22 protein-coding genes are annotated in these 24897 nt (G+C 72.2%); 6 read left to right on the top strand and 16 right to left on the bottom strand.

What is annotated here, in order from left to right; translation table 11 throughout:
- Window positions 1-120 precede the first annotated feature (120 nt).
- The 4 genes from ABZ990_RS24945 to ABZ990_RS24930 form a co-directional block, all read right to left on the bottom strand.
- Window positions 121-1098 carry a zinc-binding dehydrogenase gene (locus ABZ990_RS24945; RefSeq protein WP_361235649.1) on the bottom strand — a complete coding sequence of 326 codons (978 nt, stop codon included), beginning with the start codon at window positions 1096-1098 and terminating at the stop codon, window positions 121-123.
- A gap of 156 nt (window positions 1099-1254) precedes the next feature.
- On the bottom strand, window positions 1255-2232 hold the full coding sequence (locus ABZ990_RS24940) for an NADPH:quinone oxidoreductase family protein (protein WP_361235646.1): 978 nt from the start codon (window positions 2230-2232) through the stop codon (window positions 1255-1257).
- Window positions 2233-2380: 148 nt separating this feature from the next.
- Window positions 2381-3385, bottom strand: a complete 1005-nt coding sequence (locus ABZ990_RS24935) for a methyltransferase (RefSeq protein WP_361235643.1) — start codon at window positions 3383-3385, stop codon at window positions 2381-2383.
- 99 nt (window positions 3386-3484) lie between these two features.
- Window positions 3485-5011 (bottom strand): FAD-dependent monooxygenase, encoded by a 1527-nt coding sequence (locus tag ABZ990_RS24930; RefSeq protein WP_361235640.1) that lies wholly within the window; start codon window positions 5009-5011, stop codon window positions 3485-3487.
- Window positions 5012-5128: 117 nt separating this feature from the next.
- Here ABZ990_RS24930 and ABZ990_RS24925 point away from each other — a divergent pair, with 117 nt between their 5' ends.
- Window positions 5129-5617, top strand: coding sequence for a MarR family winged helix-turn-helix transcriptional regulator (locus tag ABZ990_RS24925; protein ID WP_361235638.1), 489 nt, complete (start codon window positions 5129-5131; stop codon window positions 5615-5617).
- Window positions 5618-5782: 165 nt separating this feature from the next.
- Here ABZ990_RS24925 and ABZ990_RS24920 read toward each other — a convergent pair whose 3' ends face one another.
- The 12 genes from ABZ990_RS24920 to ABZ990_RS24865 form a co-directional block, all read right to left on the bottom strand.
- On the bottom strand, window positions 5783-7435 hold the full coding sequence (locus ABZ990_RS24920; RefSeq protein WP_361235635.1) for an FAD-dependent oxidoreductase: 1653 nt from the start codon (window positions 7433-7435) through the stop codon (window positions 5783-5785).
- Between the two features lie 38 nt (window positions 7436-7473).
- Window positions 7474-8343 (bottom strand): ester cyclase family protein, encoded by an 870-nt coding sequence (locus tag ABZ990_RS24915; RefSeq protein ID WP_361235632.1) that lies wholly within the window; start codon window positions 8341-8343, stop codon window positions 7474-7476.
- Between the two features lie 181 nt (window positions 8344-8524).
- On the bottom strand, window positions 8525-9487 hold the full coding sequence (locus ABZ990_RS24910) for a GNAT family N-acetyltransferase (protein WP_361235629.1): 963 nt from the start codon (window positions 9485-9487) through the stop codon (window positions 8525-8527).
- A 153-nt stretch (window positions 9488-9640) separates the two neighbouring features.
- On the bottom strand, window positions 9641-9895 hold the full coding sequence (locus ABZ990_RS24905; protein ID WP_361235626.1) for a ferredoxin: 255 nt from the start codon (window positions 9893-9895) through the stop codon (window positions 9641-9643).
- Complete coding sequence (locus ABZ990_RS24900) at window positions 9889-11124, bottom strand: cytochrome P450 (protein WP_361235623.1); 1236 nt, start codon at window positions 11122-11124, stop codon at window positions 9889-9891. Before ABZ990_RS24900 ends, ABZ990_RS24905 begins: the two co-directional genes overlap by 7 nt.
- Before the next feature lie 142 nt (window positions 11125-11266).
- Complete coding sequence (locus tag ABZ990_RS24895) at window positions 11267-12040, bottom strand: SDR family oxidoreductase (protein ID WP_361235620.1); 774 nt, start codon at window positions 12038-12040, stop codon at window positions 11267-11269.
- The gene (locus tag ABZ990_RS24890; protein ID WP_361235617.1) at window positions 12037-13569 is read right to left on the bottom strand and encodes an FAD-binding protein; all 1533 of its coding nucleotides are present in this window, start codon (window positions 13567-13569) and stop codon (window positions 12037-12039) included. The genes ABZ990_RS24895 and ABZ990_RS24890 overlap by 4 nt, the downstream gene beginning before the upstream one ends.
- Window positions 13569-13937, bottom strand: coding sequence for a hypothetical protein (locus ABZ990_RS24885; protein WP_361235614.1), 369 nt, complete (start codon window positions 13935-13937; stop codon window positions 13569-13571). Before ABZ990_RS24885 ends, ABZ990_RS24890 begins: the two co-directional genes overlap by 1 nt.
- A 458-nt stretch (window positions 13938-14395) precedes the next feature.
- Window positions 14396-14857: a hypothetical protein gene (locus ABZ990_RS24880; RefSeq protein ID WP_361235612.1), complete on the bottom strand. Its 462-nt coding sequence runs from the start codon at window positions 14855-14857 to the stop codon at window positions 14396-14398.
- 373 nt (window positions 14858-15230) lie between these two features.
- Entirely contained in the window at window positions 15231-15398 is a 168-nt protein-coding gene (locus ABZ990_RS24875) for a hypothetical protein (protein WP_361235609.1), read from the bottom strand.
- Between the two features lie 175 nt (window positions 15399-15573).
- A complete protein-coding gene (locus ABZ990_RS24870; protein ID WP_361235606.1) occupies window positions 15574-16209 on the bottom strand; it encodes a response regulator transcription factor in 636 nt (211 codons plus the stop codon).
- Window positions 16197-17429 carry a sensor histidine kinase gene (locus ABZ990_RS24865; RefSeq protein WP_361235603.1) on the bottom strand — a complete coding sequence of 411 codons (1233 nt, stop codon included), beginning with the start codon at window positions 17427-17429 and terminating at the stop codon, window positions 16197-16199. The genes ABZ990_RS24870 and ABZ990_RS24865 overlap by 13 nt, the downstream gene beginning before the upstream one ends.
- 179 nt (window positions 17430-17608) lie before the next feature.
- On the opposite strand from ABZ990_RS24865, the gene ABZ990_RS24860 reads away from it, so the two are divergent.
- From ABZ990_RS24860 to ABZ990_RS24840, 5 genes are all read left to right on the top strand, one after another.
- The gene (locus ABZ990_RS24860; protein WP_361235600.1) at window positions 17609-18334 is read left to right on the top strand and encodes an ABC transporter ATP-binding protein; all 726 of its coding nucleotides are present in this window, start codon (window positions 17609-17611) and stop codon (window positions 18332-18334) included.
- Window positions 18331-20784, top strand: coding sequence for an ABC transporter permease (locus ABZ990_RS24855; protein WP_361235597.1), 2454 nt, complete (start codon window positions 18331-18333; stop codon window positions 20782-20784). The genes ABZ990_RS24860 and ABZ990_RS24855 overlap by 4 nt, the downstream gene beginning before the upstream one ends.
- Before the next feature lie 322 nt (window positions 20785-21106).
- Window positions 21107-22195 carry a serine hydrolase domain-containing protein gene (locus ABZ990_RS24850; RefSeq protein ID WP_361235653.1) on the top strand — a complete coding sequence of 363 codons (1089 nt, stop codon included), beginning with the start codon at window positions 21107-21109 and terminating at the stop codon, window positions 22193-22195.
- Between the two features lie 258 nt (window positions 22196-22453).
- Complete coding sequence (locus ABZ990_RS24845; RefSeq protein WP_361235595.1) at window positions 22454-23629, top strand: serine hydrolase domain-containing protein; 1176 nt, start codon at window positions 22454-22456, stop codon at window positions 23627-23629.
- A gap of 186 nt (window positions 23630-23815) precedes the next feature.
- Window positions 23816-24037 (top strand): hypothetical protein, encoded by a 222-nt coding sequence (locus ABZ990_RS24840; RefSeq protein WP_361235592.1) that lies wholly within the window; start codon window positions 23816-23818, stop codon window positions 24035-24037.
- Window positions 24038-24897 lie beyond the last annotated feature (860 nt).

The raw sequence follows: 24897 nt of genomic DNA, 5'->3' as shown, positions 1-24897 counted from the left end.
CCGTCGAAAAGGCCATCGGTAAGACCGCCGATAAGGCCGTCGCGAAGGCCATCGGTCGCGGTCGGCCACGGCGGTGGAGCGGCCCGCCGGGGAACCCGCGGGCGCTCGTCGGACGACCGGTCAGGGAACGAGGACGACCTTGCCGAGCTGCGCCCGGGCCTCCATGAGTTCATGGGCCTTGGCGGCGTCCGCGAGGGGGAGCCGCTCGTGCACGATCGGCCGGACCTTGCCGGATCCGATCATGTCGAGCAGGTCCCGCCGGCCCGCGGCGATGGCCTCGGGCTTGTTGTAGAGCATCGCGTAGAGCGCGAAGCCGGCCACGGTCTTCATCCGGCTCAGCATCAGCGGGTTGACCGGCTGGATGTCGCCGCTGGCCGAACCGTAGAAGACGAGCCGGCCGAACTGGGCGGTCAGGGCGACGCTCTTGGTGAGGATGTCGCCGCCGACCGTCTCCAGGACGACATCGGCGCCGCGGCCGTCGGTGGCCGCCCTGACCTGCTCGTCCCAGTCCTCGTCCGTGTAGTTGATCGTCACGTCGGCGCCGAGGCCGCGGACGAAGTCCAGCTTGGCCTGGGTTCCGGCGGTCGCGATGACCTTGCCCGCGCCCATCGCCTTGGCGATCTGCACGGCGAGGTGGCCGACACCGCCGGAGGCGGCGTCGATCAGCACGGTCTCACCGGGCCGGAGCTGACCGGCCTCCTTGAGCGCGTGGTAGGCGGTCTGGCCCGGGCTGGGCAGCAGGGTCGCCTCGGCGGCGTCCATGCTGTCCGGGATGGCGATGGCCCAGGCCGCGTCGGCGACCACGTGGTCGGCGTAGGCGCTGTGGTCGACGTCGACCACGACGCGGTCGCCGACCCGGAAGTCGGTGACTCCCTCGCCGAGTTCCTCGACGACGCCGGCGACATCGCCGCCGGGGGCACCCGGCAGCGACGCGTGGCCGCCGATCGGGATGCCCTGGCGGCGCTGGACCTCGGCGAAGGTGACACCGATGGCCTGGGAGCGGATCAGCACTTCGCCCGGTCCGGGCTGCGGCTTCTCCGCCTCTTCGACACGCAGCACCGAGGGGGCGCCGTGCTCGTAGTGGCGGACGATTCGCATGGTTTTCTCCCAACAGGAGGTGTTTTCGAGCCTCGGGAAAGCCCGCGGCCCCGCCCAGGGGATCCGGGTGACGAATTACATGCAATCATGCACGTGTTTGACAGTCTACATATTAATGATGGGCGGGCAAGGCCCTCGGCAGGACCGTTCGGCCCGTCAGGGGACGAGGACGACGCGCCCGAGCTGGGAGCGGTCCTCCATCAGCGCGTGCGCCTCCGCGGCCCGCTCCAGCGGCAGTTCGGCATGCACGACCGGCCGCACCTCGCCGGACGCGACGAGCTCGAGGAGCCTCTTCGCCCCTTCCGCCATCGCCTCCGGCCGATGGGCCATCACACCCCACATGCTGAAGCCCATGACGGTGCGGTTGTCGAAGATGTCGGCCACGTCGACCGCAGGCACCTCGCCACTCGCCGTGCCGTAGACGACCATCCGCCCGAAGGGGGCGATCAGGCCGACGCTCGCGGTCAGGACGGAGCCGCCGACGGTCTCCAGGACGACATCGGCGCCGCGACCGCCGGTGGCCGCCAGGATCCTCTCGTCCCAGCCGTCCTCGCTGTAGTCGACGGTGAGGTCGGCGCCCAGCGAGGCGGCGAAGTCGAGTTTGTCCCGGCTGCTCGCGGCGGCGATGATCCGGCCGGCCCCCAGCGCCTTCGCGAGCTGGACCAGCAGATGGCCGATGCCGCCCGCCGCCGCCGTGATCAGCACCGACTCCCCCGGCCGCATCCGGGCCGCCGTGACGATCACGTGGTACGCGGTCTGGGCGGGGATCGGCAGGGACGTGGCCTGCCCGGCGTCGATCCCGTCGGGAATGGGGAACAGCCAGTCGGCGCGGTTGACGACGTACTCGGCGTACCCGTCGGACCCGACGCCGGTGACCACCCGGTCGCCGACGCCGACCCGCGTCACGCCCTCCCCGAGGGCCACGACGGTGCCGGCGACATCGCCGCCCGGCGATCCCGGCAGGGTCGCGGGGCCGCCGATCGGGATGCCCTGGCGACGCTGGACCTCGGCGAAGTTGACGCCCACCGCCTCGGTGCGGATCAGTACCTGGCCGGGGCCGGGTACCGGTGTGTCTGCCTCCTCCACCCGCAGCACCGAAGGGGCGCCGAACTCTTGGTGACGGACGATGCGCATGATCGCACTCCTCTTGCTCATACGAAATTCGGGGGGTGTCGTGCGTGTACTCGTGACACGTGGGCCTGTCGCCGCTCGGAGCCGGGCGAGCCGGAGCCGACGAAATGCAAGCCGGGGTCATCCGAGCCGGGCGAAAGAACCGGGTGAATCAGAGCCGGGTGAACACGACCAGCGAGCGGACCGGGCCGAGGTCGGCGACCCGGCTCAGTCCGAGGCCGGCCTCGCCGCCGAGCTCGCGCAGTTCCTCGGTGGTGCGCATGCGCCCGTCGAGGTAGACCAGCATCCGCAGGTCCAGGTCGGTCTGGTCGGTCTGCACGTCGAGCATCCCTTCCAGGACCATGACCCGACCGCCGGAATCGACCGCCTCGGCACAGCGTCGCAGGATGTCCACGGCCTGCTCGTCGGCCCAGTTGAGCAGCACATTGGCCAGCAGATAGACATCGGCGCCCGCGGGCAGCGGGTCGAAGAAGCTGCCGGCCACCACCTCGCAGCGCCCGTCGAGTCCGGCCGCGGCGAGGTTCCGTACGGCCTCGGCGGCCGGCCGCTCCAGGTCGACGAGCGTGCCCCGCATGTCCGGACGGCTGCCGACCACGGCCGCCAGCAGGGTGCCGCTGCCGCCACCGACGTCGACGACGTGCCGTACGTCCTGCCAGTCGCCCTCGGCCAGCAGCGCGGGTACGACGCACTCCATGCTCGCGGCCATCCGTCGGGCGAACGATCGCGCGAGCGCCGGATCGGCCTCGACGTCGTCCCAGAACTCCTGGCCGTACAGGGAGGAGTAGACGGGCTTGCCGGTGCGCACCGCGTCGAGCAGCCGGAAGAAGGCGAGTTCGCCCCGGCCGATCGGCCCGTCCAGGTCCAGCCAGTCGCGGCCCGAGCCGGGGACGTCGCCACGCAGCAGGGCGCCGAGTTCCGTGGGTTCGTAACCGCCGTCGGGGGTCGTGCGATAGATGCCCTCGTTCACCAGGTGGCCGAGGAGGCGGTGCAGGGCGTCGGGTTCCGCGGACGCCGCGCGGGCCAGCTCCGGCAGGGTGACGGCGCCGGCCGCCATGTGGTCCGACAGCCGGAGCGTGGCCGCCGCTCTGATGGCCATGGGGGTGATCAGGTCGCTCTTCCTCATCAGTTCCCTGGACCAGGGGGGCGTGTCACTCATCGGGTCTCCCTGTGGAGGTGGCCGGCGGGGGTGTCGGGGCTCGGCACTCGGGCGGGGTACGGCGGACGGGGCCGGGTACGGCAGGCGGGCGGGCGGGCGTCAGACAGTGCCGAACCAGGTGGCGAGGGCGGAGCGCAGCCCCTCGCGCAGTTCGTCCGCCGTCGCGTCCCGGTCCGCGGCCCAGGCGATGTACCCGTCGGGACGGACCAACAGGCCGGCCAGCTCCGGCTCCTGGTCGCACTCGGCCCGGATGTGACGGACCCGGCCGGCCCAGGAGACGCCCGTACCCCACTGGTCGTACACCTGGGCGATCTCGGACCGTCCGGCCAGGTCGAGCAGCAGGCCGGTGCCTCGTTTCAGGTACTCGGGAAGGGTGGTCTTGCCGTCCTCGGTGCGCAGTTCCAGGTCGCGGGCGAAGTCGCCGAGCAGCCGGTGCGCGGGGCCGTCGAGCGCGTACCGGACCGTGACGCCGCTGAGCATCTCGGCGAGATGGAGGTTCACCTGGTCCTTGCGCATCAGGTCGGTGAAGAGCTCGCGCAGCGCGGTGACGTACGGATCCGGGTTCATCAGCGCGATCTGGGCCCGGGTATTGGCCAGGACCTTGCGGGCGGGCTCCTGACGCTCCTTGTCGTAGGAATCGAGCAGGCCCTCGGGCGCCCAGCCGTGGACCGTGGCGGCGAGCTTCCAGCCCAGGTTGAAGGCGTCCTGGAGACCGAGGTTCACGCCCTGGCCGCCGACCGGGAAGTGGGTGTGCGCGGCATCGCCGGCGACCAGGATCCGGCCCTCGCGGTAGCGGTCGGCCTGGCAGGCGGAGTCGGTGAAAACGGAGAGCCAGCGCGGCTCACGCGCGCCGAGGTCACTGCCCCAGATGTCCCGCAGGCTGGTGGTGAGCTCGTCCAGGGTGAGCTCCTCGCCCTGCTCCCGGCCGCCCTCGAAGTCGAAGGTGGAGACGCGGTGGTACGTGTCGTCGAGCGGCACACAGAAGAGCAGGCCGCGCTCGGTGCGTTCCATGCCCATCGGGGCGTTCTCCCGGTCGGCGAGGATCACGTCGCCCAGACGGGCGGTGACCCGGCCGCCGGTACCGGGAAAGGCGATGCCGGCCGCCCGCCGGACCAGGCTGCGGCCGCCGTCGCAGCCGACGGCGTACCTGGCCCGCAGGGTGTACGGGCCGTCGGGGCCGGTCACGTCGGCCTCGACGCCGTCGGCGTCCTGGCGTAACGCGGTGACCTCGTGGCCACGCCGGATCTCGGTGCCCACCTCGATGGCGCGCTCCTCGAGCAGCCGCTCGGTCCGGGTCTGCTCGGAGAGCAGGGCGTACGCGTGGGTGCTGTCCAGCGCGGAGAAGTCGACCCACTCGTCGAGCCCCGCGAAGTGGCCGTTGTTCCACGACCGGGCGCCGTCCCGGAAGCGCTCGACCAGGCCGCGCCGGTCCAGCGACTCCAGCGAGCGCGCGTGCAGTCCGAAGGCCTTGGAGTGCGGGGTGCGCTCGGCGAGCCGCTCGAGCACGACGGCACGGACTCGCGATATTCGCAGTTCCGTGGCGAGCAGCATGCCGACGGGGCCACCGCCGACGACGAGCACGTCGCAGTCGAATCCGTCGTCCGCTTGACGGTTCTCGGTTGACATAACGGGCCTCCCACCCAAAACAACGTGACTTTCAACAGATAGATGCTTGCTTGCATGCACTTAATCGCGAGCATACAGATGCTCGCCTGCGGTTATCAACTCGCTTAGAATGTGCTCATGGAAACTTCGACCCAGAGCCAGCCGCGGGCGGCGGAGTTGCTCGACTCCGTCGGCCCCGCCTTCTCGCGCCTTCGGCGCACCGCGGCGCTGAGCGTCGAGAAGCAGGTGTCCCGCAAGGACATGACGAGGACCCTGGTGCTCAACGTCGTCCAGGACGGGCCCGAGCACGAGGGGCAGGAGATCACCGTGGGCGTGGTCGGCGAACGACTCGCCGTCGACCCGTCCGTCGCGAGCCGCATGGTTTCCGACTGCATTTCCGCCGGCTATCTGATCCGGGCGGCGTCCCAGCGCGACGGGCGCCGCACCATCCTCCAGCTGACCGAGGAGGGCTACGAGATGCTCGCCCGCCTCCGTGCCCACCAGAGGGCCGCGTTCGAGCGCATCACCCGGGACTGGCCGACGGAGGAGCGACTGGAGTTCGCCCGCCTGCTGATCAAGTACGTGGACTCCATAGGCGAGTTGCAGAGCGAGGCCCTCAAGGGCTGAAGGGCCAGGGGCTGTCCGACCGGGCGCGAAGGACTGTCCGGACGGGCGCCGGATGCGGCGAGGACCTCCGGCGTGGTGCGGGCCACCCGAACCGCACCGCGCGCGGAGGTCCTCTCGCCTCCCGTCACACCCCTCCCCGCCCGGCGGGCGGTGTCCCGTGAGGGCTCAGTCCCGCGCGAGGACCGTCCGCAGCACCGCCGTCAGCGTGGCGGCCTCTCCGCCCGCGGGGTCCGCGCCGTGCGACCGCCAGCCGACGAAGCCGTCCGGCCGGACGAGCACCGCGCCCTCGGGCCCCACCCCGTAGGTCCCGGCCCACCGCCCGCCGGGGCTGACCAGCTCGTCCCCGGCGGTGCCGGGCTCCACGACCACCCGGTGGGCGGCCAGTTCGACCCCGCACTCCGCCGCCGCCCGGGAGGCGGCGGCCGTCCAGGCCCCGCCCCGCTCCCCGGCCAGCAGGACGAAGCCACGCCCGTAGAGATCGAGCGCGGAGATCCGGTCATCGCCGCGCAGCAGTTCGGTGTGCGGCGCCCGGGTGCCCGGCTCGCCCCGCAGCGTCCGCGGGTCCACCGCGGCCGGCAGCGGCCTCGCCCCCGGCTCCCCGACCACCGCCGCGGAGCGGTACGGCTGCCCCATCGTCACCGTCAGCGCGTCGGCCGCCGCGGCCCGCTGCTCCGGCGTCGCGGTGCCCGAGCGCACCGCGAGCTGCAGCGACCCCTGCTCGGCCGTGTACGTGCCGACGGGCCCGCGCTCGGCGTCGTACGTCTCCAGGAGCCCCGCCCCCGCGCGCCCGGCGACCACGAGCGCGAGCTTCCAGGCCAGGTTGTGGGCGTCGGCGATTCCGGTGTTGGCACCGTAACCGCCCGTCGGCGGGATGACGTGGGCGGCGTCGCCCGCGAGCAGTACCCGGCCGTGCACGAAGCCCTCGGCGACCTGTTCCGCCATGTCCCAGGGGAACCGGGAACGGATGGTCACCTCGACGTCCGGCGAGCCGATCGCCGCGCCGACCAGCTCGGCGCAGCGGGCGTCGGTGAAGTCGTCCAGGCTCTCACCGTCCTCGGGCCGGTAGCCGACGATCAGGGTGCCCCCGGTCAAGGTGTCGTCATGCACCAGAATTCCCGTGACCCGCGGGTTCTTCACATGGACCACGCTGTAGCGGCGCTCGCCGAGCACCGGGCCCAGATCCGCCCCGAAGGCGATGCTGACGTGCCGGGAGAGGACACCCCGTCCCCGCCGGGGCACCTTCAGCGCCTCGCGGACGGTGCTGCGCGGCCCGTCGCAGGCCACCAGATAATCGCCCCGGAAGGTACCGGTACCTCCGGAACCGTCGCCGAGCACGGCCGTGACCCCGTCGGGATCCTCCGCGAAGGACAGCAGCTCGGTGCCGAACCTGAGGTCGGCGCCGAGCTCCTCGGCGCGGGCCCGCAGCAGCGGCTCCAACCGGTCCTGTGGGAGCAGCAGCAGCCGGGCCGGCGTGAGGTCGGCGAGGTCGTCGCTGCCCGCCAACTCCTCCTTGCTGAAGAGGACTTCACCGGCGAGCGAGGTCACCCCGGCCCGGGTACGGTGGCTCTCGAACCCGGTGGCCGCGCGCTTGGCCGCCTCCTCTACGCCTGCCTGGCGCAGCAGTTCCGCGGTGCGCGGGTAGTAGCCGACGGCCCTCGGATGGACGGACGTACCCGGGTGTCGCTCGACCAGGGTGCATCGCACCCCGTGATGGGCGAGGAAGACGGCGGCCGCGAGACCGACCAGACTCCCGCCCACGATCAGTACGGGCGCGTCCGAGGTCGCGCCCCCGAACGCGCGTGTGTCTTCGGAGGTCATGGGCGGATCCCCTTTCCCGGGTCGGACGGAACGCGTGCTCACGGCGTCGGCAGTCCCGCCCGCTCGAGCGCCAGGTAGTCGACGACCTCCCAGTGCTCGGCCACCTTGCCCGCCTCGATCCGGAACTGGTCGCAGGTGCGCATCTTCAGCGGCAGACCGGACGGACCGCCGCCGCTCCACGCCCCGGTGAGCGTGCCGGTCCAGGTCACGAAGACCATGACCCGGTCGCCGTCGGCGACGATGTGGTCGACGCTGGTGACCAGGTCGGGGAACGCGGCGATGTTGTCCGCGAAGAACGCCTTGAAGGCGTCGAGCCCGTCCGGCACTTGGTCGGTGCGCATGTTGTGGTGCCGGTAGTCGTGGTGGTAGTAGCGGTCGGCGGCGTCGAGCCGGTGCTCGCTGAAGACCTCGCGGTACGCGCCGAGGACCAGCTCGGCGTTGGCCCGCTCCGTGTCGGTGTGCGGGCCCACCAGACGGGGGCCGGCCGGCTGGGTCGCGTTCCCGTCGAGTCCGGTGACGCCGAGCCCGGCGAGCACCGCGCGGTCGGCCACGTTCCAGTGCTCGGCGATCCGGCCGTCCTCGGTCCGGTAGAGCTCGGCCGTGTGCATCCGGAACTCCGCGCCCTGGCGGGTACGCCCGGTCCAGGTCGCGAAGAGCATCACCCGGTCGTTGTCGGCGACGAGGTGGTCGATGCCGGCGCACACCCCGGGCACGGCGTCGGCCAGCGCCCGGAAACGGCGGGCCGGCCCCAGGACGCCCGGCTCCACCAGCGGGTCGTGGTCGGTGTAGCCGCCGTGGAAGAGGCGCCCGGCCTTGTCGAAGCGGTACCGGTGGTAGAGCGTGTCGTACAGCTCGCGGACCAGCGCGGCGTTGCGCGCGCGCTGCCCGGCGGGGGTCACGGTGGTCATGGATTCCTCTCGGATGGGGCTGGGTGCCGCCCGGGGCTGCCCGGGGTCTCCCGGGGGCTCCCGGGGGCTCCCGGGGGCTCCCGGCGAATCGGGGCCGGACAGCCCCTGGGCCGGGTCTCTCGTCGGCCGTGTCCGCCGACCGTGTCCGCCGGCCGTGTTCGTTTCCGCCCGGCGCGATGGCTCAGACCTTGAGCGCGAACGTCGACCAGCGGGAGTCGACGGTGAAGCCGAGCTTCCTGTCGAGCGCGAGCACCGCGGTGTTGGCGGTGTCGTCGAACACCTGGACAAGCGCCAGCCGCGGGTTCTCCCGCGCGGCCGCGAGCAACAGCTCCGCCTTCAGCCAGGAGCCGAGACCTTGGCGCCGGTGACCCGGCAGCACGAACGTCTCGCCCGCGTCCGCCATCGGGCTGTCCCGGACGAAGAGCGTGCTGTACGCGACGACTTCGGCGCTCCCGTCGGGCAACGCCGCGACGGTGTAAGGCCGGTGGCCCGCACGAGCCGCCTCGGCCTCACGCGCCCGTACATCGGCGGCGGACGGATCGCGGGGCCGGGCCTGGCCGTTGCCCCGTTCGTCCAGGGCGCTCCAGGCGCGGGCGTACGAGTCGACGAGCCCGTCAGGGCAGGGCCCGGTCCAGCGCGCCAACCGATAGCCGGGCACCGGATCGCCTGCGGCCTTCTCCAGGGCGCCCCGCGCCGGGCCCGCGAGCAACAGCCGGTTACGGGCCGTCACCGCGGTCCGCCGGGCGCCGAGCGCCTCGGCGAAGCGCTGCGCGGCCTCGCCCTCGGGGGCGTCCGCGAGCAGCAGCGCCCGCCCGCGCTCCCGCAGGGCGGTCCGGCCCGCGGCGGCCAGCGCCCGGCCGGCCCCGCGCCGCCGGAAGCCGGGGAACACCCACAGCGAGCCGTGCCCGGGGCCGGCCGGATCGCCCAGGTCGAGGCCGAGCTTCAGCACGCCGGCCGGGGTGTCGCCGTCGTACGCCGTCAGCACGATCCGTTCCGTACCGTGCCGGCGCTGGAACAGCCGGGCCAGCAACGCCTCGGTCACCGGCGGGTCCGCCGGGAGTGCGAGGCGCATGGTCTCCCGGAACCCTGGGAGCAGGGCGGCGAGGGTCGCCGGATCGTCTCCGTCGAGGCTGCGAATCTCCATGGCCGACACCCTGTCCCACCGTTCTCGAAGCGCCGTCGAGGACAGCTCGACGAGGGAGCGCGCACCGGTGTACACGGGTGTGCGGCGGACACGGCAAACGCGGCGGGGCAGGACAGGACAGGACAGAGCGAACGCGGCGGAACGGGGTGAGGCTCACGTGCCGTGGAGGGTGATGGCCTGGACGGGACAGACCCTCGCCGCCTCCCGGACCGCCGTGTCCCGGGCGCGTTCCGCCCCGCCCGGCAGCAGCCGGCTCACCCCGTCGTCGTCCTGGGTGAAGACCTCGGGCGCGTTCAGGGCGCACATGGCCGCGCCGACACAGCGGTCCGTGTCGATGCGGATGCCGGTGCCGGTGCCGCTGTCGGCGTTCGTCGTCGCGGCGACCTCGTCGCCCCTCCCCCTCACCACGCGACCGGGAGCTCGGCGACCCCCTGCAGCACATACGGGGCGTTGAGCGGCAGTTCGTCCGCGCGGCGCGTGACCCGCAGATCCGGGATGCGCCGGAAGAGGGTGCGGAACGCGATCTCCATCTCCGCCCTGGCCAGGTTCTGGCCGATGCACTGGTGGATGCCGTAGCCGAAGGCCACATGCCGGCCGGCGGCCCGCCGGATGTCGAAGGAGTCGGGGTCCTCCCAGGCCCTCGGGTCACGGTTCATCAGCATGGTCGACAGGGCGACCCCGTCCCCCGCCCGGATGGTCCGCCCGGCGATCTCGATGTCCTCGGCCGCCACCCGCATCAGCACATCGCCGATCGAGGTGAACCGCATCAACTCCTCGACCGCGTGGGGAAGCAGCGATGCGTCCTCGCGCAACAGCGCCATCTGTTCGGGGTGTTCGAGCAGGGTCACGACGCCCAGCGCGATCATGTTGGCCGTGGTCTCGTGTCCGGAGACCAGCAGCAGCGAGCACATCATCGCCAGCTCCTGGTGGTCGACCGCGCCCTCGGAGAGCTGCCGGGCGATCAGCTCGTCGACGAGGCCGTCGCCCGGGTGCTTCTCCTTCTTCGCGATCAACTCGTGGAGATAGCACAGGATTTCACTGAAGGCCCGGTAGGCCGTCTCCGCCTCGCCTTCCCCCGAGGAAGAGAGCACGTGCCGGGAGCGCTCGTCGAAGTACGCGTGGTCCTCGAACGGCACCCCGAGCAACGCGCAGATCGCGGCCGACGGCAGCGGCAGCGCGTACTGGGTGAGCAGTTCGGCCGGGCTGCCCCGGTCGATCATGTCGTCGACGAGCCCGTTCGCGATCCGCTCGATCCGCGGGCGGAGCGCGGCGATGCGCCGGATGCCGAACCCGGGGATGGTCATGCGCCGTTGGCGCGCGTGCTCGGGGTCGTCCACGCCCACCAGCGGCGGCGCGGCCCGCTGCCGGGTCTGCGCGGCGATGCGCGGGGCGAGGAAGGGGAAACCAGGGTGGAGGACATCGGAGGAGAGCCGGGGGTCGGGGAACAGGGCCCGGCCCAGCTCGTTCCCGGCGACCAGCCACACCTGGCGTCCGTCGTACAGCGTCACCTTCTGGAGCGGGCCGCGCCCACGCAACTCCTCGTAGCCGACCGGCATCCGGTACGGGCAGCGCCGAGTCATCGGATAGGCCGGCGCCTCGCCCACGGGAGCGGCGGAAGCGTCGCTGGTGTCCGTCATGGTGTGTGCCTCCTGGGTCGGATCACGACGGAAGTCATTGAGCCCCGCGGCTCTCGAGGGGACATCGAAGTTCCCTCGAAAGGCCACGGGGCCCGGTGTCGTGCGACGTGCGACGCGCGAACTGCGGCGTGCGGCGTGCGGTTCAGGCGCCCCCGGTGACCCGGAGCGTCTCGCCATGGGTGTTGCCGTTGGCGGCGGAGCCGAGGAAGACGACCGCGTTGGCCACGTCTTCGGGTGCGGACATCCGCCCGGAGGGCAGGCTCTTGCCCTTCTCCGCCAGGAACGCGGCGGGCACGTTGGCGCGTACGGTCTCGGTGAGCGTCTGGCCGGGCACCACCATGTTGACCAGGATCCCCTCCGGACCCAGCTCCCAGGCGAGGCTGCGAACCAGCCCGTACAGCGCGGACTTGCCCGCCCCGTAGGCCCCCGCGCCCGGTTTGCCCGTGTCCGCGAGCCCCGCGCCGATCAGCACGACACGGCCCCACGGGCGTCCGCGCATCAGGGGGAGCACCTGCTGGAGTGTGTGGAACAAGGCGTCGACCGTGGTGTGCAGAACCTCCTGCCACTGCTCGGGCGGCACGTCCTCGAAGCGCGGCACCGGCCGGCCGGGCCGAGGGATCGCCTCGCCCCACACCACGGCGTTGCCGACCAGCACGTCGATCCCGCCCCACTCCGCGGCGACCCGGCCGACCGCGTCCCGCACCGAGCGCTCGTCGGCCAGGTCGTAGCGGACCACGAGCGGGGTGCCGCCCGCCTCGTCCACCAGCCGGGCGGTCTCCTTGGCGCCGGCCTCATTGGAGTGGTAGGTGAGCGCGACCCGGGCGCCCTCGGCGCCGTAGGCAACCGCCGTCGCCCTGCCGATGCCCGAGGAGGCCCCGGTGACCAGCACCACCTTGTCCCGCAGATCGGTCTTCATGAACCAGCCTTCGTCGAGTCCGAGTCCGAGTCCGAGTTGGCGTTCGCGTTCGCGTCCGCGTCCGCGTGTGCCGATGCGATGGGCGTGCGGCCGCCGACGCTCTGCGCGTGCCGGAAGAAGCCGTCAGGGTCGTACTCCCGCTTCACCCGTGTCAGCCGCGCGTGGTTCTCGCCGAAGTAGTCGGCCTCCCAGCCGTCGGACACCCGCGAGCTGGGGAAGTTGATGTACGAGCCGCACGCGAGCGGTTCGAGGGCCGTCGCGCAGCGGTCGGCCCAGGCCGTCATCGCCGCCGCGGCCCCGTCGGACGGCCGAGGATCGCGACAGGCGATCTGATACCCCATCAGGAACCGTGCGTCGCGGTGCGCGTAGGCGGTCTCGGTCCTGCCGACCCGGCTCGCGGCCCCGCCGACGGCGATGCACAGCAGATACCGCTCGGGGAACGGCTCCGCCTCCCAGGCCGCGAGCAGCGCCGCCGCCTCGGTCCGGTCCACGGGCCGGCCGGTGAGCCGGTAGCTCTGCCGGGTGTACGGGTGCCGGTGCCCCCGCGCCTGTGGACCCGTGCCGGTGCGGTGACACTGGGCCACGGTGTCGGAGCCGCACAACGCCTGGTGCATCACGTCGGCGTACGCCCCGGGCACGCCGACCTCCAGGCCGACCGGCTTCGTGCCGGCCCGCTCGGCGAGTTCGTCGAGGGACCGCCTCAGCTCCTCGGCCGGCCGGAGGTCGACGCCCCAGACCTTGACCACGGGCCGCCCCCCGGGCCCGAACATCCCGGGCAGCACGACCAGCGAGGAGCCGAGTTCGTCCGGGCCCCGCACGCACCACTCCTGCCACGCCACGAGAACCGCGACCGCGTCCTCGTACGCCCACAGGGTCTCGAAGCCGGTCAGAACCGGGGCCTCGATGGGCCGCACCTCGAACTCCGTGACCACTCCGAAGGTGCCGCCCCCGCCGCCGCGCAGCGCCCAGAACAGCTCCGGTTCCTCATCGGCCGAGCAGCGTACGGTCCGGCCGTCGGCCAGCACGACACGGGCGGCGACCACGCGGTCGCCGCCGAGGCCGAACCGCCGGGTCTGCCAGCCGATTCCGCCGCCGGTCAGAAAGCCGCCCGCGCCCACCGTGGGGAAGGTGCCCGTGACGATCTGGCGGCCGAGCGGTTTCAGCGCGTCGAGTGCGTCGAGCGACTGGACGCCGCCGCCGAGGCGGACCGTGGGCGCGTCGGCGAGACCGCCGAGCGCGACACCATTGATCCGGGAGAGGTCGATGACGAACCCTTCGCCGGTGGACCAGCCGTTGAAGCTGTGGCCGCCGGCCCGGATGTGCGCCCGCACCCCGTCGTCGCGGGCGAACCGGACGCAGGCGGCGACGTCCTCGGGGGTGGCGCAGTACGCGACGGCGCACGGGGTCGCGGTGTCGTACTCGGTGTTCTGCAGCTGCACGGCGAGGGGATACCCCGGGTCCGACGGCAGGACCAGTTCGCCGTGCAACCGCAGCTTCTCAAGGCCCCTCGGGGCGCGCGGCGCGGTCATCAGTCGTCGATGCCGAACTTCTCGGCCGTGACCTTGGAACCGCCGTGACCGCGCAGCTTGGTGCCGTGCGGGTCGTGGAAGTCGGCGCCGCCGGTGCCCTGCCAGGAGGTGTCGGAGACGAACTCGCCCCGCACGCGGACGCGAGCCTCGCCGACGTACTTGCCCTCGCCGTCGGCGGCGAGGATGTGGAAGCCGTACTCGAAGGTGTCCGGCCCGGTGGAACGCCAGCTCCCCAGGCCGATGTTCCTGGTGTTGGCCTGGGTGGAGACGACTCCGCCGTCCGCGGTGAAGCGGACCAACCCGGGAACGGCCCTGCCGTCGTCGTCGAGTTGGGTGGTCCAGGTTCCGACAAGCCTCGCGTCGGTCATGACGACTCTCCTTGGATGGTGGGGTCCTTGAGGTGCTGGACGTACCGTGCAAGCACGATCTGGAGGGCTGCTCGAGAGGAGCTGTAGCTCCGCGCCCTCTCGCGTCCGCATCCGGTCTCGGGTGCGGGGTCGTATCCGGGTCCGGGGTCATATCCGGGTCCGAGGTCATATCCGGGTCCGAGGTCATATCCGGGTCCGAGGTCATATCCGGGTCCGAGGTCATATCCGGGTCCGAGGCAGTCGAGGGTCGTGCCGTAGAGCATGTCGAGCTCGGCGACCCGGATCCGCCGGACCTCGCCGGCCGTCACCGCTCCGACCCCGAGCCCGGATCTCCTGGAACACTGAAATGGATCGCGCCGAGCGTGATCAGCGCCCTCCCCAGGGCCCGCCCGGCACGCCGCAACAGTCCGTACCGCCTCATCTCCGCCTCCTGTCGCCCGTGGTGGCGCACGTCCAAATCACGCGCTGCGGACGGCCATCTCCACGCCGTCGTCGAGCGCCAGCGGCTGCGAGACGTACCCGCTGCCGGGGGCCCGGACATGGGCCAGGAAGTCCGCCGCCCGCTCGGCCGCCCCGGCGCCCCCGCAGGCGACGACCACCGCTCCGGGCAGCAACCGCGGCTCCATCGCGCGCAGCAGCGCCAGGAACCGCTCCGGGTCGCCCACGAGCACCACCAGGTCCACGGGACCCGGCAGCACGGGCCTCCCGTCCCGGCCCTCCTCCCCCGCCCAGGCCACGACCTGTCCGCGCCCGTACTCCCGCAGCGCCTCGGCGAGCGGGACGGCGGCCGGCGCGTTCCCGCACACCACGACGCTCTCCGCGTCGGTGACGACGACCAACTGCCTCAGCAGGGTCCCGACCCCGTCCACGCGGTGCGGAGGATCGTCGATCGTGCGAACCGCGGATGCGCTGTTGGACATGACAAGGCCCCCCGTGATCGGTTGCTCGTGACGACCGGCGGTCGACGCGCGGGCCGTCGATGGACGCCATCCAGCCTTACAGTCCCGGCCCGCCCCGGGCGACCGCCGTCGACGCTCCCACGACCCGCCGTCGAGCGGCCTTCGAGCCGCGTACCCGGCGGCCGGCGCGCCCCGACCCGAGCCGGCCACCCCGAACCCCCACCCCGAACCGGCCGCCCCGAGCCGGCCCACACGCGCGGGAAGTCCTCCGCGCCGTACGCACACGATCGGGGCTCGCGGACGGCCGCGCGTCCGTCTTCCGCGTCGTACACGAGGAGGGGGTGTCCGGCTCGCCGCCGGACACCCCCTCCTCAGACACTCCCGCCGCTACGGGTCACTTCTTCCCGCCGGCCAGCCACAGTCCCAGCGCCGATCCGACGAAGACGACGCCGGTGCCCACTCCGGCCAGGACCCTCAGGGTGCCGGTGTAGTGGGCGAAGGTGCTGACGTAGACCGCCGCCACCGTGGAGACGACGAGCAGCAGCCAGAGCACGGGCTTCATCAGGGGGTTCCTCCTGTTGTGCGCCCCTGGCCCGATGGGCGGCAGGGGCGGGATCTCTTACGTCGTCCACCCTCTCTCCGCACCCCCGGCCGGCACATCGGACCGTCCCCCCGAACCCGGGGTGTAGCCCGCTACACCTCCGCGGTGACGAGCAGGTCACCGGCCGCCCGGCAGGTCAGGCGTTCAGGTAGGCGAGCACCGCGAGGACCCGGCGGCTGCCGCTGTCGCTGGGTGGCAGGTTCAGCTTGGCGAGGATGTTGCCGATGTGCTTGCTGACGGAACGTTCGGTGATGAACAGGGTCGTGGCGATCGTGGGATTGCCCAGCCCCTGCGCCATCAGCCCGAGCACCTCGCGTTCCCGGGGGGACAGCGCGTCGAGCGGGTCCCTGCGGCTCATCAACTGGGAGACGACCTCGGGGTCCAGCGCCGTTCCGCCCGCGGCGACGCGATCCAGCGCGTCCTGGAACTCCTCGATGTGCCCCACCCGGTCCTTGAGCAGGTAGCCGACCCCCGAGGCGCCCTGTCCGAGCAGTTCGGCGGCGTAGCTCTCCTCGACGTACTGGGAGAGCACCAGGATCGGCAGGCCGGGAACGAGTCTGCGGGCCTCGATGGCGGCACGCAGTCCCTCGTCGCGGAATCCGGGTGGCAGCCGGACGTCCAGGACGGCCACGTCCGGCCGGTGTTCGAGCAGGGCGGGGACAATCTCGGGCCCACTCCCGACGACGGCCACGATCTCGTGTCCGACGTCCTCCAGGAGCAGGATCAGGCCCTCGCGGAGAAGGACGTTGTCCTCCGCGATCACGATCCGCACGGCAGCACCACCTCAATCGTCGTTCCGGAACCGACAGGGCTGTCGATCCTCGTCGTACCGTCCAGGGCGGCGACCCGTCGGCGTATCCCGGCGAGTCCGCTGCCCGAGGCGGAGCCCGGCGCGGCTCCGCCGCGCCCGTCGTCCCCCACGACGACGCGCAGCGTGGGTCCGTCGTACCGGAGCGACACCCGGGCGCGGCTCGCTTCACTGTGCCGGGCGATGTTGGTCAGCGCCTCGGCGACGACGAAATAGGCGGCCGCCTCCACGGCGGCGGGGGGCCGGCGGTCGGTCTCCGGAAGTTCCAGGGTGGTGGGGATCGGCCGGCCCGCGGCCAGGGAGCGGATGGCTCCGTTCAGTCCCCGGTCGGAGAGGATCGGCGGATGGACGCCTCGGATGACGGTGCGCAGTTGGACCAATGCCTCGTCCACGGTGGTCTTGGCCTCGAGCACCATTCTCCTGGAGCTCTGCGGGTCCTTGTCGAACTTGCGGTCGGCCAGGGCCAGGCGCATGGCGACCGCCACGAGTTGGGCCTGGGTGCCGTCGTGGAGGTCCCGTTCGATCCGCCGGAGTTCCGCCTCGTGGGCCTGGAGGGCTCCGGCGCGCGAGGCGGTCAGTTCCTCGATCCGCCGGCCGGCGCCGGTCCAGGTGCCGAGCATGATCTCCGCGATCCGGGTCTCCAGTTTCTCCGCGGCGGGGGCCAGCCGGAAGAAGACGGCGCTCAGGAGCCAGGCGCACACCGCGGACAGGACGATCGCCTGCATCCAGGTGGTGAGGGGGGCCGCGAGGAGGGTCAGAGTTCCGCCGGGAAGCGTCCACCACCACAGCGGGATGGAGATCGTCAGCAGCAGACTGAGCAGCACTCCGAGGACGAGGACGGGAAGGACGAGCCCCACGATGCCGTGGACCAGCATCCAGGCCGCGTCCTTGCGGATGCCCGGGGACCGCAGCAGCTGGAACGTCCGCTGGTAGGCGTTGCCTTCGGGCGTCGGGTAGGGCCGGCGCACCGGGCGGCCGAGAACGCTTTCGGCGCGCCGGCGTTCGGCATCCGCCAGGGCGCGCAACGGCCGCACCGCCCACGGCAGGATCGGCGCGAAGAGCAGCGAGAAGCAGACCAGCGGCAACAGGCAGTAACCGGCCAGTGAAAGCAGCGCGGTGACGAGCCCGCCCAGCAGATATCGCGTGGATCGCAGGCCGTGGAGTGCTCTCGCCTTCAGGTCCATGGAGCAAGACGGTACTTCACGGGTGTTCCTCTGTCATAAGTGTGCGCTCCACCTGGCAGGTGGAGCGCGCTACACCCCTGGTCCGGGAGAGCGACCGCTGCCGTCCGCTCGGTGCGCGCGATTACGTTCGGTACTCGTTCTGACCGATCGAGGGAACCGAAGGACCCATCATGCAATCGATGACGACGACCCTGGCCACGCCGTTCGCCGTGTCCCTGGACGAGGTCTCCCAGTCCTACGGCGAGGTGACCGCGCTGGACCGGGTCAGCTGGGGGTTCCGCAAGGGCAGCTTCACCGCGATCATGGGCCCGTCCGGATCGGGCAAGAGCACCCTCCTGCACTGCGCCTCCGGCCTCGACCGGCCCAGCGCCGGAACCGTACGGCTCGGGGATCTGGACATGGGCGGGCTCCGCGAGACGGAGTTGACCCGGCTGCGCCGTGAGCGGATCGGGTTCGTCTTCCAGGGCTACAACCTCATGCCCTCGATGGACGTCGAGCGCAACATCACCCTCCCGCTGTCCCTCGGCGGCCGCCAGGTGGACCGGCGCTGGCTGGACGAGGTGGTCCACCGGGTGGGAATGGCCGACCACCTGGACCGGCTTCCGGCCCGGCTGTCCGGCGGCCAGCAGCAGCGGGTGGCCGTCGCCCGGGCCCTGGTCACCCGTCCGGAGATCGTCTTCGCCGACGAGCCGACGGCCGCGCTCGATCCGAGGTCGGCCGAGCACGTCCTGAAGCTGCTGCGGGACGCGGTCGACGAGATGGGGCAGACGGTCGTGCTGGTCACCCACGACCCGATGGCGGCGACCTGGGCCGACAGCGTCGTCTTCCTGAGCGGGGGCAGCGTCGTCGACGAGCTCACGGCTCCCTCCATCGCGGCCGTCCTGGCCCGTTGGGCCACGCTGTGAGGCGCGGGATCGCCGCCGGGGTGGCGGCGGCACTGCTGTGCGCGGCCGCGCTGACGGGCGCGTTCGGGGTCCTGCTGGAGTCCGCGCTACGGGCGCACGGAGCGACCGACCGCTACGGAAGCGCCGTGGCCGTCGTCGCCGCGAGCCAGCGTGTCGAGGCCGCCCGGAGCGGAAATCCCGACCAGAGCGACCCCAGGCCGCTGGTGGAACGGGCCCGGGTGCCGGCAGCGGTGGCGGACCGGGTGCGCGCGGTACCGGGAGTCACCAAGGTGGTCGCGGACGTCTCCTTGCCGGTGGTCACCGCCGACGGGGCGGTGCGGACCGGCCGCGGCTGGGACGCGACCGCGCTCACCGCTGTCGAACTGCGGGCCGGCCGGGCCCCGTCGGCGGACCGCGAAGTCGCGGTGGACGCCGGCAGCGGCAGGGCCGTCGGCGACACCCTCCGTCTCCAGGTCGGCGGCGGTGCGCCGGAGCCCTACCGGATCAGCGGTCTGGTGGCCGGCGGGTCGGCCGCAGGCCACGACATCTGGTTCGGCCAGCGTACGGCGCAGGCCCTCGCCGGTCGCCCCGGGCACGCGGACGCGCTGGTCGTCCTCGGTACGAAGGAGACGTCCGCCCGGTCGCTGGAGGCGGCCGCCCCCGGCCTCGTCGTCGCGACCGGCGCGGACCGCGGCGACGTCGAGCACCCGGAGGTGGCGGCGGCACGACTCGACCTGATCGGTGTGTGCGCGTCGATCGGCGGTGTCGCCCTCCTGGTGGTGCTGCTGATCGTGACCGGTCTGCTGGACATGTCCGTACGGGACCGGACCCGCGAGCTCGCCGTCCTGCGCGCCATCGGTGCCACCCCCCGGCAGGTCCGCCGGGTGATCGTCCGCGAGACGCTCAAGGTCGCGGTGCCGGCGTCGCTCCTGGGCGGTCTGCTGTCGCTGGAACTCGGCACACTGCTGCACCGCTTCATGGCCGGGCAGGGCGTTCTGCCCCCGGGGCTGGGGCTCGCCCTGGGGCCGATTCCCGTCCTCGGCGCCCTGGCGCTCGCGGTCCTCACCGCGGTCGGTTCCGCCTGGCTCGCGGCACGACGCGTCTCCGCGATCCAGCCGGCCAAGGCCGTGAGCGAGTCCTCCGTCGAACCGACGCGGCTGCCGCGCTGGCGCATGGTCACCGGCCTGGTGTTCCTGGCCGTCGGTCTCGGTTCGGCCACCACCGCGTTCGCACTCGGCGGGCAGGTGGCGGCCGCGGCCATGGGCGGACTCGTCCTCTCCCTCATCTGGGCCGCGGCCCTGCTGGGCCCCTGGATCGTCCGAGCGGGCGTCGCCGTCCTCGGCCCGGTCATGCGTCTGCCGTTCCCGGTCCCGGGGCGGCTGGCCACCGACACGGCCACCGCCTCGGCCGTACGACTCGCGTCGGTCGTCACGCCGATCGCGCTCGCTCTCTCCTTCGGCGCCAGCCAGCTGTTCGTGCAGACCACCGCGGTCAACGCCACCCGGACGCAGGCGGCCGCGGGCTTGCGCGCGGACCATGTCCTCGTCGCGAACGGGCCGGGCGTGCCCCGGGCCGCGTACCAGGCGGTACGAGAGACGGCCGGGCCCGACGCCGTGACGGCGGTGAAGCGCACCACCGTGGTCATGAAGGTCACGGACCAGCTCCAGTCCCTGGCCGCCCAGGGGCTGAAGGGCGCGCTGACGAACCTGGACCCGGGTGTGAAGGCGGGCTCGCTGAAGGGGCTGAAGGAGTCGAAGGGGCCGAAGGGGCTGCGCGGCACGAACACGGTCGCGCTCAGCACGAACGTCGGCAGCGCGGACGAGGTCGGTTCGACCGTGTCCCTCTGGCTCGGCGACGGCACCCTGATCCACCCCAGGGTGGTGGCCGTCTACGACCGGGGCCAGGGCTTCGGGGACGTCCTGCTGCCGCACGACGTGGTCGCCGCCCATGTCACCGACGCGGGCCACGACGACTACCTCCTGGTGAAGGGGGAGGCCGATCTGCGACCGGTGCTCGACCGCTTCCCCGGGACCCACGCCACGTCCGCCGGACAGTACAGCGCGGCGCTCACCGAACAGGCCCGCCGGCAGGGCCTGCCCGGGCTGTTCGCCGTCGCGGCGATCTCCCTGTTCACCCTGATCGGCGTGCTGACCACCCTGGCCGTCGCCACCGCGTCCCGCCGTCGTGAACTGGTTCTGCTCCGGCTCATCGGCGCGACCCGCGGCCAGGTTCTGGCCATGCTGCGGCTGGAGACCTGCCTCGTACTCGGTACGGGGGCCGCTGTCGGCGCCCTGGTCGCGGCTGTGACGCTGCTGACCTTCGGCGGCGCGGTGACCGGTCTGTCCGCGCTGTCGGTGTCCCCCACTGTCTGCGCGGCCGTGCTCGGCACGGTGTTCCTGTCGGGCACGGCGGCCGTCATGCTGCCCGCCCGCCGGATGCTGCCGCGCCGAAGGCCTCCTCGCATCGCGTAGCGGGGCCGGGCCCCGCCGCTCTCGTACGCCCCGGCCTCGGGCGGGGGCCGAGAAGAGGGCCGTTCCTTCACGGCCCGCGATCACGACCACGACCACGACAGGGCCGGACCGGGCCGAGCCAAGCCGGGCCGGGCCGGGCCGGGCCGGGCCGGGCCGGGCCGAGCCGCCGTCAGGGCCGCCCGTCGCACCACGCCCCTCCCTCCCTGACCCACTGATGTTGTTCCCGATCGACAGGAGTCGTTCCATGTCCGCACGTGTTTCGCCGAGTTCCCGTACCGCCCTCTCGCGAACCGGCCGGCGCAAGGGCCTGCTGGCCGCGACCATGCTCACCGGAGCCGTCATGACCGGTGCGCTGCTCCCGGCCACGGCCTCGGCGGCCAAGCCCGACCCCGTACAGACCAGCCTGAACACCCTGGTCGCGGACGGCGGGATACCCGCCGCGCTGGCGAGCGTCACCGACCGCGAGGGCCGGACCCGTACCTACACCGCCGGAGTCGGCGACCTCAAGACCGGCGCGAAGGTCCCCAAGGACGCACGGGTGCGGGCGGCCAGCAACACCAAGTCGTTCACCGCCGTGGTCGTCCTCCAGCTCGTCGCCGAGAAGAAGGTCGCCCTGGACGCAACCGTCGACACCTACCTGCCCGGCCTGCTGCGCGGTGACGGGATCGACGGACGCCACATCACCATCCGCCAGCTCCTCCAGCACACCAGCGGCCTGCCCGAGTACGTGAACAAGCCCGCGATTCTCAAGGATCCGCAGAGGTACTACGAGCCGCGCGAGCTCCTCGACAGCGCACTGGCCCAGAAGGCCCACTTCTCGCCCGGCGAGAAGTGGGAGTACAACAACACGAACTACCTGGTCGCGGGCCTGATCATCCAGAAGGTCACCGGCCGGCCGCTGGGCGAGGAGGTCAACCGGCGCATCATCGACCGCATCGGGCTGCGCCACACCTACTTCCCCGCGCCCGGGGACATGTCCATCGACGGGCCCCACCCCAAGGGCTACGACCGGGAGACGCCCGGCTCGCCCTGGCGCGAGGTCACCGAGCTCGACCCGTCCTGGGGCTGGGCCGCGGGTGCGGTGATCTCCACCAACAGCGATCTCAACCGCTTCTTCACCGCCCTCCTCGGCGGCGAACTCCTGCCCCCGGCCCAGCTCGCCCAGATGCGCACCACCGTCTCGGCGGAGGAGGTCGGTCCGGGAAACCGTTACGGGCTGGGCCTGTTCAGCAGGCCCCTGCCGTGCGGCGGCGTCTACTGGGGCCACGGCGGCACCATTCCGGGTTACGCCACGCTGGGAGGCGTCACGGAGGACGGCCGTGCGGTCGACGTCGCGCTGACCGCCCTCCCGGCCGACAGCGCCACCGAACAGCGCCTGCAGTCCGCCGTCGAGACGACGCTGTGCCGCTGAGCGCCTCACCGCCCCGACCGGGGACCCGCCACATCCCGCCGTCCCTGCCACGCGGTCGCGGACGCGACCGTCTGGTGGGGGCGGGTCGAGCCGGCGGCGGGAGCCCTGGCGCCACCGGCGCTTGAAGGCGTCGGTCGCCGTTCCCGATCGCGTTCCTGATCGCGTTCGCGTTCCCGTTCGCGTTCCCGTTCGCGGGAACGGCGGCCGGTGCCCCGGCGGGCCCCTGCTCACCTTCACCCTCACGACAGGAGTCGTTCCATGTACGCACGCGTTTCGCCGAGTTCCCGTACCTCTCTTTCGCGAACCGGCCGGCGCAAGGCCGCGTCGACCGCGACCGTACTCGCCGGAGCCGTCCTGGCCACCGGTGCGCTGTTCCCGCCCACGGCCTCCGCCGCCAAGCCCGACCCCGTACAGAACAGCCTCAACGCCCTGGTCGCCGACGACGGGATACCCGCCGCGCTGGCGAGCGTCACGGACCGCGAAGGCCGGACCCGCACTTACACGGCCGGAGTCGGCGACCTCAAGACCGGGGCCAAGGTCCCCAGGGACGGGCAGGTGAGGGCGGGCAGCAACACCAAGCCGTTCACGGCCGTGGTCGTGCTCCAGCTGGTCGCCGAGAAGAAGGTCGCCCTGGACGCCCCCGTCGACACCTATCTGCCCGGTCTGCTGCGTGGCGAGGGGATCGACGGACGCCACATCACCGTCCGCCAACTCCTCCAGCACACCAGCGGCCTGCCCGAGTACATGGACGCTCCCGTCTTCGCGGACTTCCCCGCCGTCCGGTACCGGTACTTCGAGCCGCGCGACCTGCTCGACGGCGCCCTGGAGCAGAAGGCCCACTTCGTCCCGGGCGCGAAGTGGGAGTACAGCAACACGAATTACCTGGTCGCGGGCCTGATCATCCAGAAGGTCACCGGCCGCCCCGTGGGCGAGGAGATCGGCCGGCGCATCATCGACCGCATCGGACTGCGCCACACCTACTTCCCCGCGCCCGGAGAGACGACCGTCCACGAGCCCCACCCCAAGGGCTACGAGCGGGAGGAGGACGACGGACCTCTGGTCGACTACACCACCATGGACATGTCCATGGGGTGGGCCGCGGGTGCTCTGGTCTCCACCAACAGCGACCTCAACCGCTTCTTCGCCGCCCTCCTCGGCGGCGAACTCCTGCCCCCGGCCCAGCTGGCCCAGATGCGCACCACCGTCCCCGCTGAGGGGCGCGGCCCCGGCGTCCGCTACGGACTGGGCCTGACCAGCACGCCGCTGTCGTGTGGCGGCGTCTACTGGGGCCACGGCGGAACGGCCCTGGGATACCGGACACGCGGCGGCGTCACCGAGGACGGACGCGCCGCCGGCATCGCGGTGACCACCGCCCCGACGGGTGCGGCCTCCCAGCGGGTGGAGGCCGCCGTCGACACGGCGCTGTGCCGCTGATCGGGCGGAGACATACGGGAAGCGGGAAGAGGGCCCGCGGGATCGCCGACGCGGTCCCGCGGGCCCTTCCCCGTTCCGTGGAATCCGGACACCCAGCCGGACACCCAGGGCCTAGTTCAATAATCAATCACTTCCGGCCCCCGAGAGTCGACCGCCGGCACGGTTCGTGGGCGCATACTGGAGGCAATGTCAAAGCCCGCCGCACCCAAGCGTCACTTGCCTACCAGCCCCTTCAAGGCTCCGGTCAGGCCCGCCCCCAAGCACTTCGCCGTCGGCGACCAGGTCACACACGACGTGTACGGCCTCGGCCGAGTGATCGGCATCGAGGAAGGAATCGCGGCACTCGTGGACTTCGGCTCGGAGCCCATGCGCATCCTGAGCCCGTACCCCAAGATGACCAAGCTGTAGGACCGGCCGCGCCCGGTCACGGCACCATCAGGCCCCGAAGGGCCCATGACGAACGGGAGATCTCTCATCGATCCGACGTCGCTGTTCTCCGCCCTGGAAGGGCGACCCCGCGATTCCACCGCGGCATCGCCACCTCCGACCACCCACCCCTTCCAGGCCCCGGACTTCGGGGAGGAAGAAGCCCTCCCGCAGGGCCACGCGCCGGAGGCTTCCGGCAGGCAGGTCGCCCGCGACCGCTGGTGAACACCCCCGCACGCCGACCGGCACCCTCTCGACACCGTTGAACGCGTGTGCCCCTTGGGCCGTCCCCGGACCGCCCAAGGCCAGTCGACGCCGACCGACAACGCCAGAAGCCCACGGCATCTGAGCAGTTCAGAGCCGTGAGCTTCGCCAACCCGAACGGTCGGCCCCCGCCGTTGATCAGTGGACCGGCAAGCCCGCCCCGCTCTTGAGGACTTCCGTCCGCGTGCCGAAGAGATCCTGACCGCAGTCCGGAGCGGGTGGGCACCCACGGCCGCCGGGCCGGGCCAGTATCGCGAGCGTGCCCTTGAGGGGCCTCGAATCCGAGCGCAGTCGCAGATCTATTGCCATGCAGCGAACCTTGAAGGAGAGAAAGTTCGGGGCGCGTCTCTCATGAATCACCTCATTTGAAATACGCCCGCGTAGCCATAAGAGTCAATACTCACAAGAGACCACAGATGGGCGGCCGCGCATCCCCCGAAAGGGGGGCAGTAATTCCCTCGGTGTTCCACACGGATATGCCACCCTCGCGCGACTCGCATAATTTGAAAATTCTCTGCGCGACAGTCACGTACCGGCTATGACCGACCGCCGGGGGCGTGAGGCGTACGATCCAATCT

Origin of the sequence: Streptomyces sp. NPDC046203 (genome assembly GCF_040646255.1) — a bacterium.
Lineage (GTDB): Bacteria > Actinomycetota > Actinomycetes > Streptomycetales > Streptomycetaceae > Streptomyces.
This window is presented reverse-complemented; position numbering and strand designations above follow the sequence as displayed.

Bases quoted from the DNA above. Each gene is read 5' to 3' on its own strand.
- ABZ990_RS24945 (WP_361235649.1), bottom strand. From the start codon at position 1,098: ATGCGAATCGTCCGCCACTACGAGCACGGCGCCCCCTCGGTGCTGCGT.
- ABZ990_RS24940 (WP_361235646.1), bottom strand. From the start codon at position 2,232: ATGCGCATCGTCCGTCACCAAGAGTTCGGCGCCCCTTCGGTGCTGCGG.
- ABZ990_RS24935 (WP_361235643.1), bottom strand. From the start codon at position 3,385: ATGAGTGACACGCCCCCCTGGTCCAGGGAACTGATGAGGAAGAGCGAC.
- ABZ990_RS24930 (WP_361235640.1), bottom strand. From the start codon at position 5,011: ATGTCAACCGAGAACCGTCAAGCGGACGACGGATTCGACTGCGACGTG.
- ABZ990_RS24925 (WP_361235638.1), top strand. From the start codon at position 5,129: ATGGAAACTTCGACCCAGAGCCAGCCGCGGGCGGCGGAGTTGCTCGAC.
- ABZ990_RS24920 (WP_361235635.1), bottom strand. From the start codon at position 7,435: ATGACCTCCGAAGACACACGCGCGTTCGGGGGCGCGACCTCGGACGCG.
- ABZ990_RS24915 (WP_361235632.1), bottom strand. From the start codon at position 8,343: ATGACCACCGTGACCCCCGCCGGGCAGCGCGCGCGCAACGCCGCGCTG.
- ABZ990_RS24910 (WP_361235629.1), bottom strand. From the start codon at position 9,487: ATGGAGATTCGCAGCCTCGACGGAGACGATCCGGCGACCCTCGCCGCC.
- ABZ990_RS24900 (WP_361235623.1), bottom strand. From the start codon at position 11,124: ATGACGGACACCAGCGACGCTTCCGCCGCTCCCGTGGGCGAGGCGCCG.
- ABZ990_RS24895 (WP_361235620.1), bottom strand. From the start codon at position 12,040: ATGAAGACCGATCTGCGGGACAAGGTGGTGCTGGTCACCGGGGCCTCC.
- ABZ990_RS24890 (WP_361235617.1), bottom strand. From the start codon at position 13,569: ATGACCGCGCCGCGCGCCCCGAGGGGCCTTGAGAAGCTGCGGTTGCAC.
- ABZ990_RS24885 (WP_361235614.1), bottom strand. From the start codon at position 13,937: ATGACCGACGCGAGGCTTGTCGGAACCTGGACCACCCAACTCGACGAC.
- ABZ990_RS24880 (WP_361235612.1), bottom strand. From the start codon at position 14,857: ATGTCCAACAGCGCATCCGCGGTTCGCACGATCGACGATCCTCCGCAC.
- ABZ990_RS24875 (WP_361235609.1), bottom strand. From the start codon at position 15,398: ATGAAGCCCGTGCTCTGGCTGCTGCTCGTCGTCTCCACGGTGGCGGCG.
- ABZ990_RS24865 (WP_361235603.1), bottom strand. From the start codon at position 17,429: ATGGACCTGAAGGCGAGAGCACTCCACGGCCTGCGATCCACGCGATAT.
- ABZ990_RS24860 (WP_361235600.1), top strand. From the start codon at position 17,609: ATGACGACGACCCTGGCCACGCCGTTCGCCGTGTCCCTGGACGAGGTC.
- ABZ990_RS24850 (WP_361235653.1), top strand. From the start codon at position 21,107: ATGCTCACCGGAGCCGTCATGACCGGTGCGCTGCTCCCGGCCACGGCC.
- ABZ990_RS24845 (WP_361235595.1), top strand. From the start codon at position 22,454: ATGTACGCACGCGTTTCGCCGAGTTCCCGTACCTCTCTTTCGCGAACC.
- ABZ990_RS24840 (WP_361235592.1), top strand. From the start codon at position 23,816: ATGTCAAAGCCCGCCGCACCCAAGCGTCACTTGCCTACCAGCCCCTTC.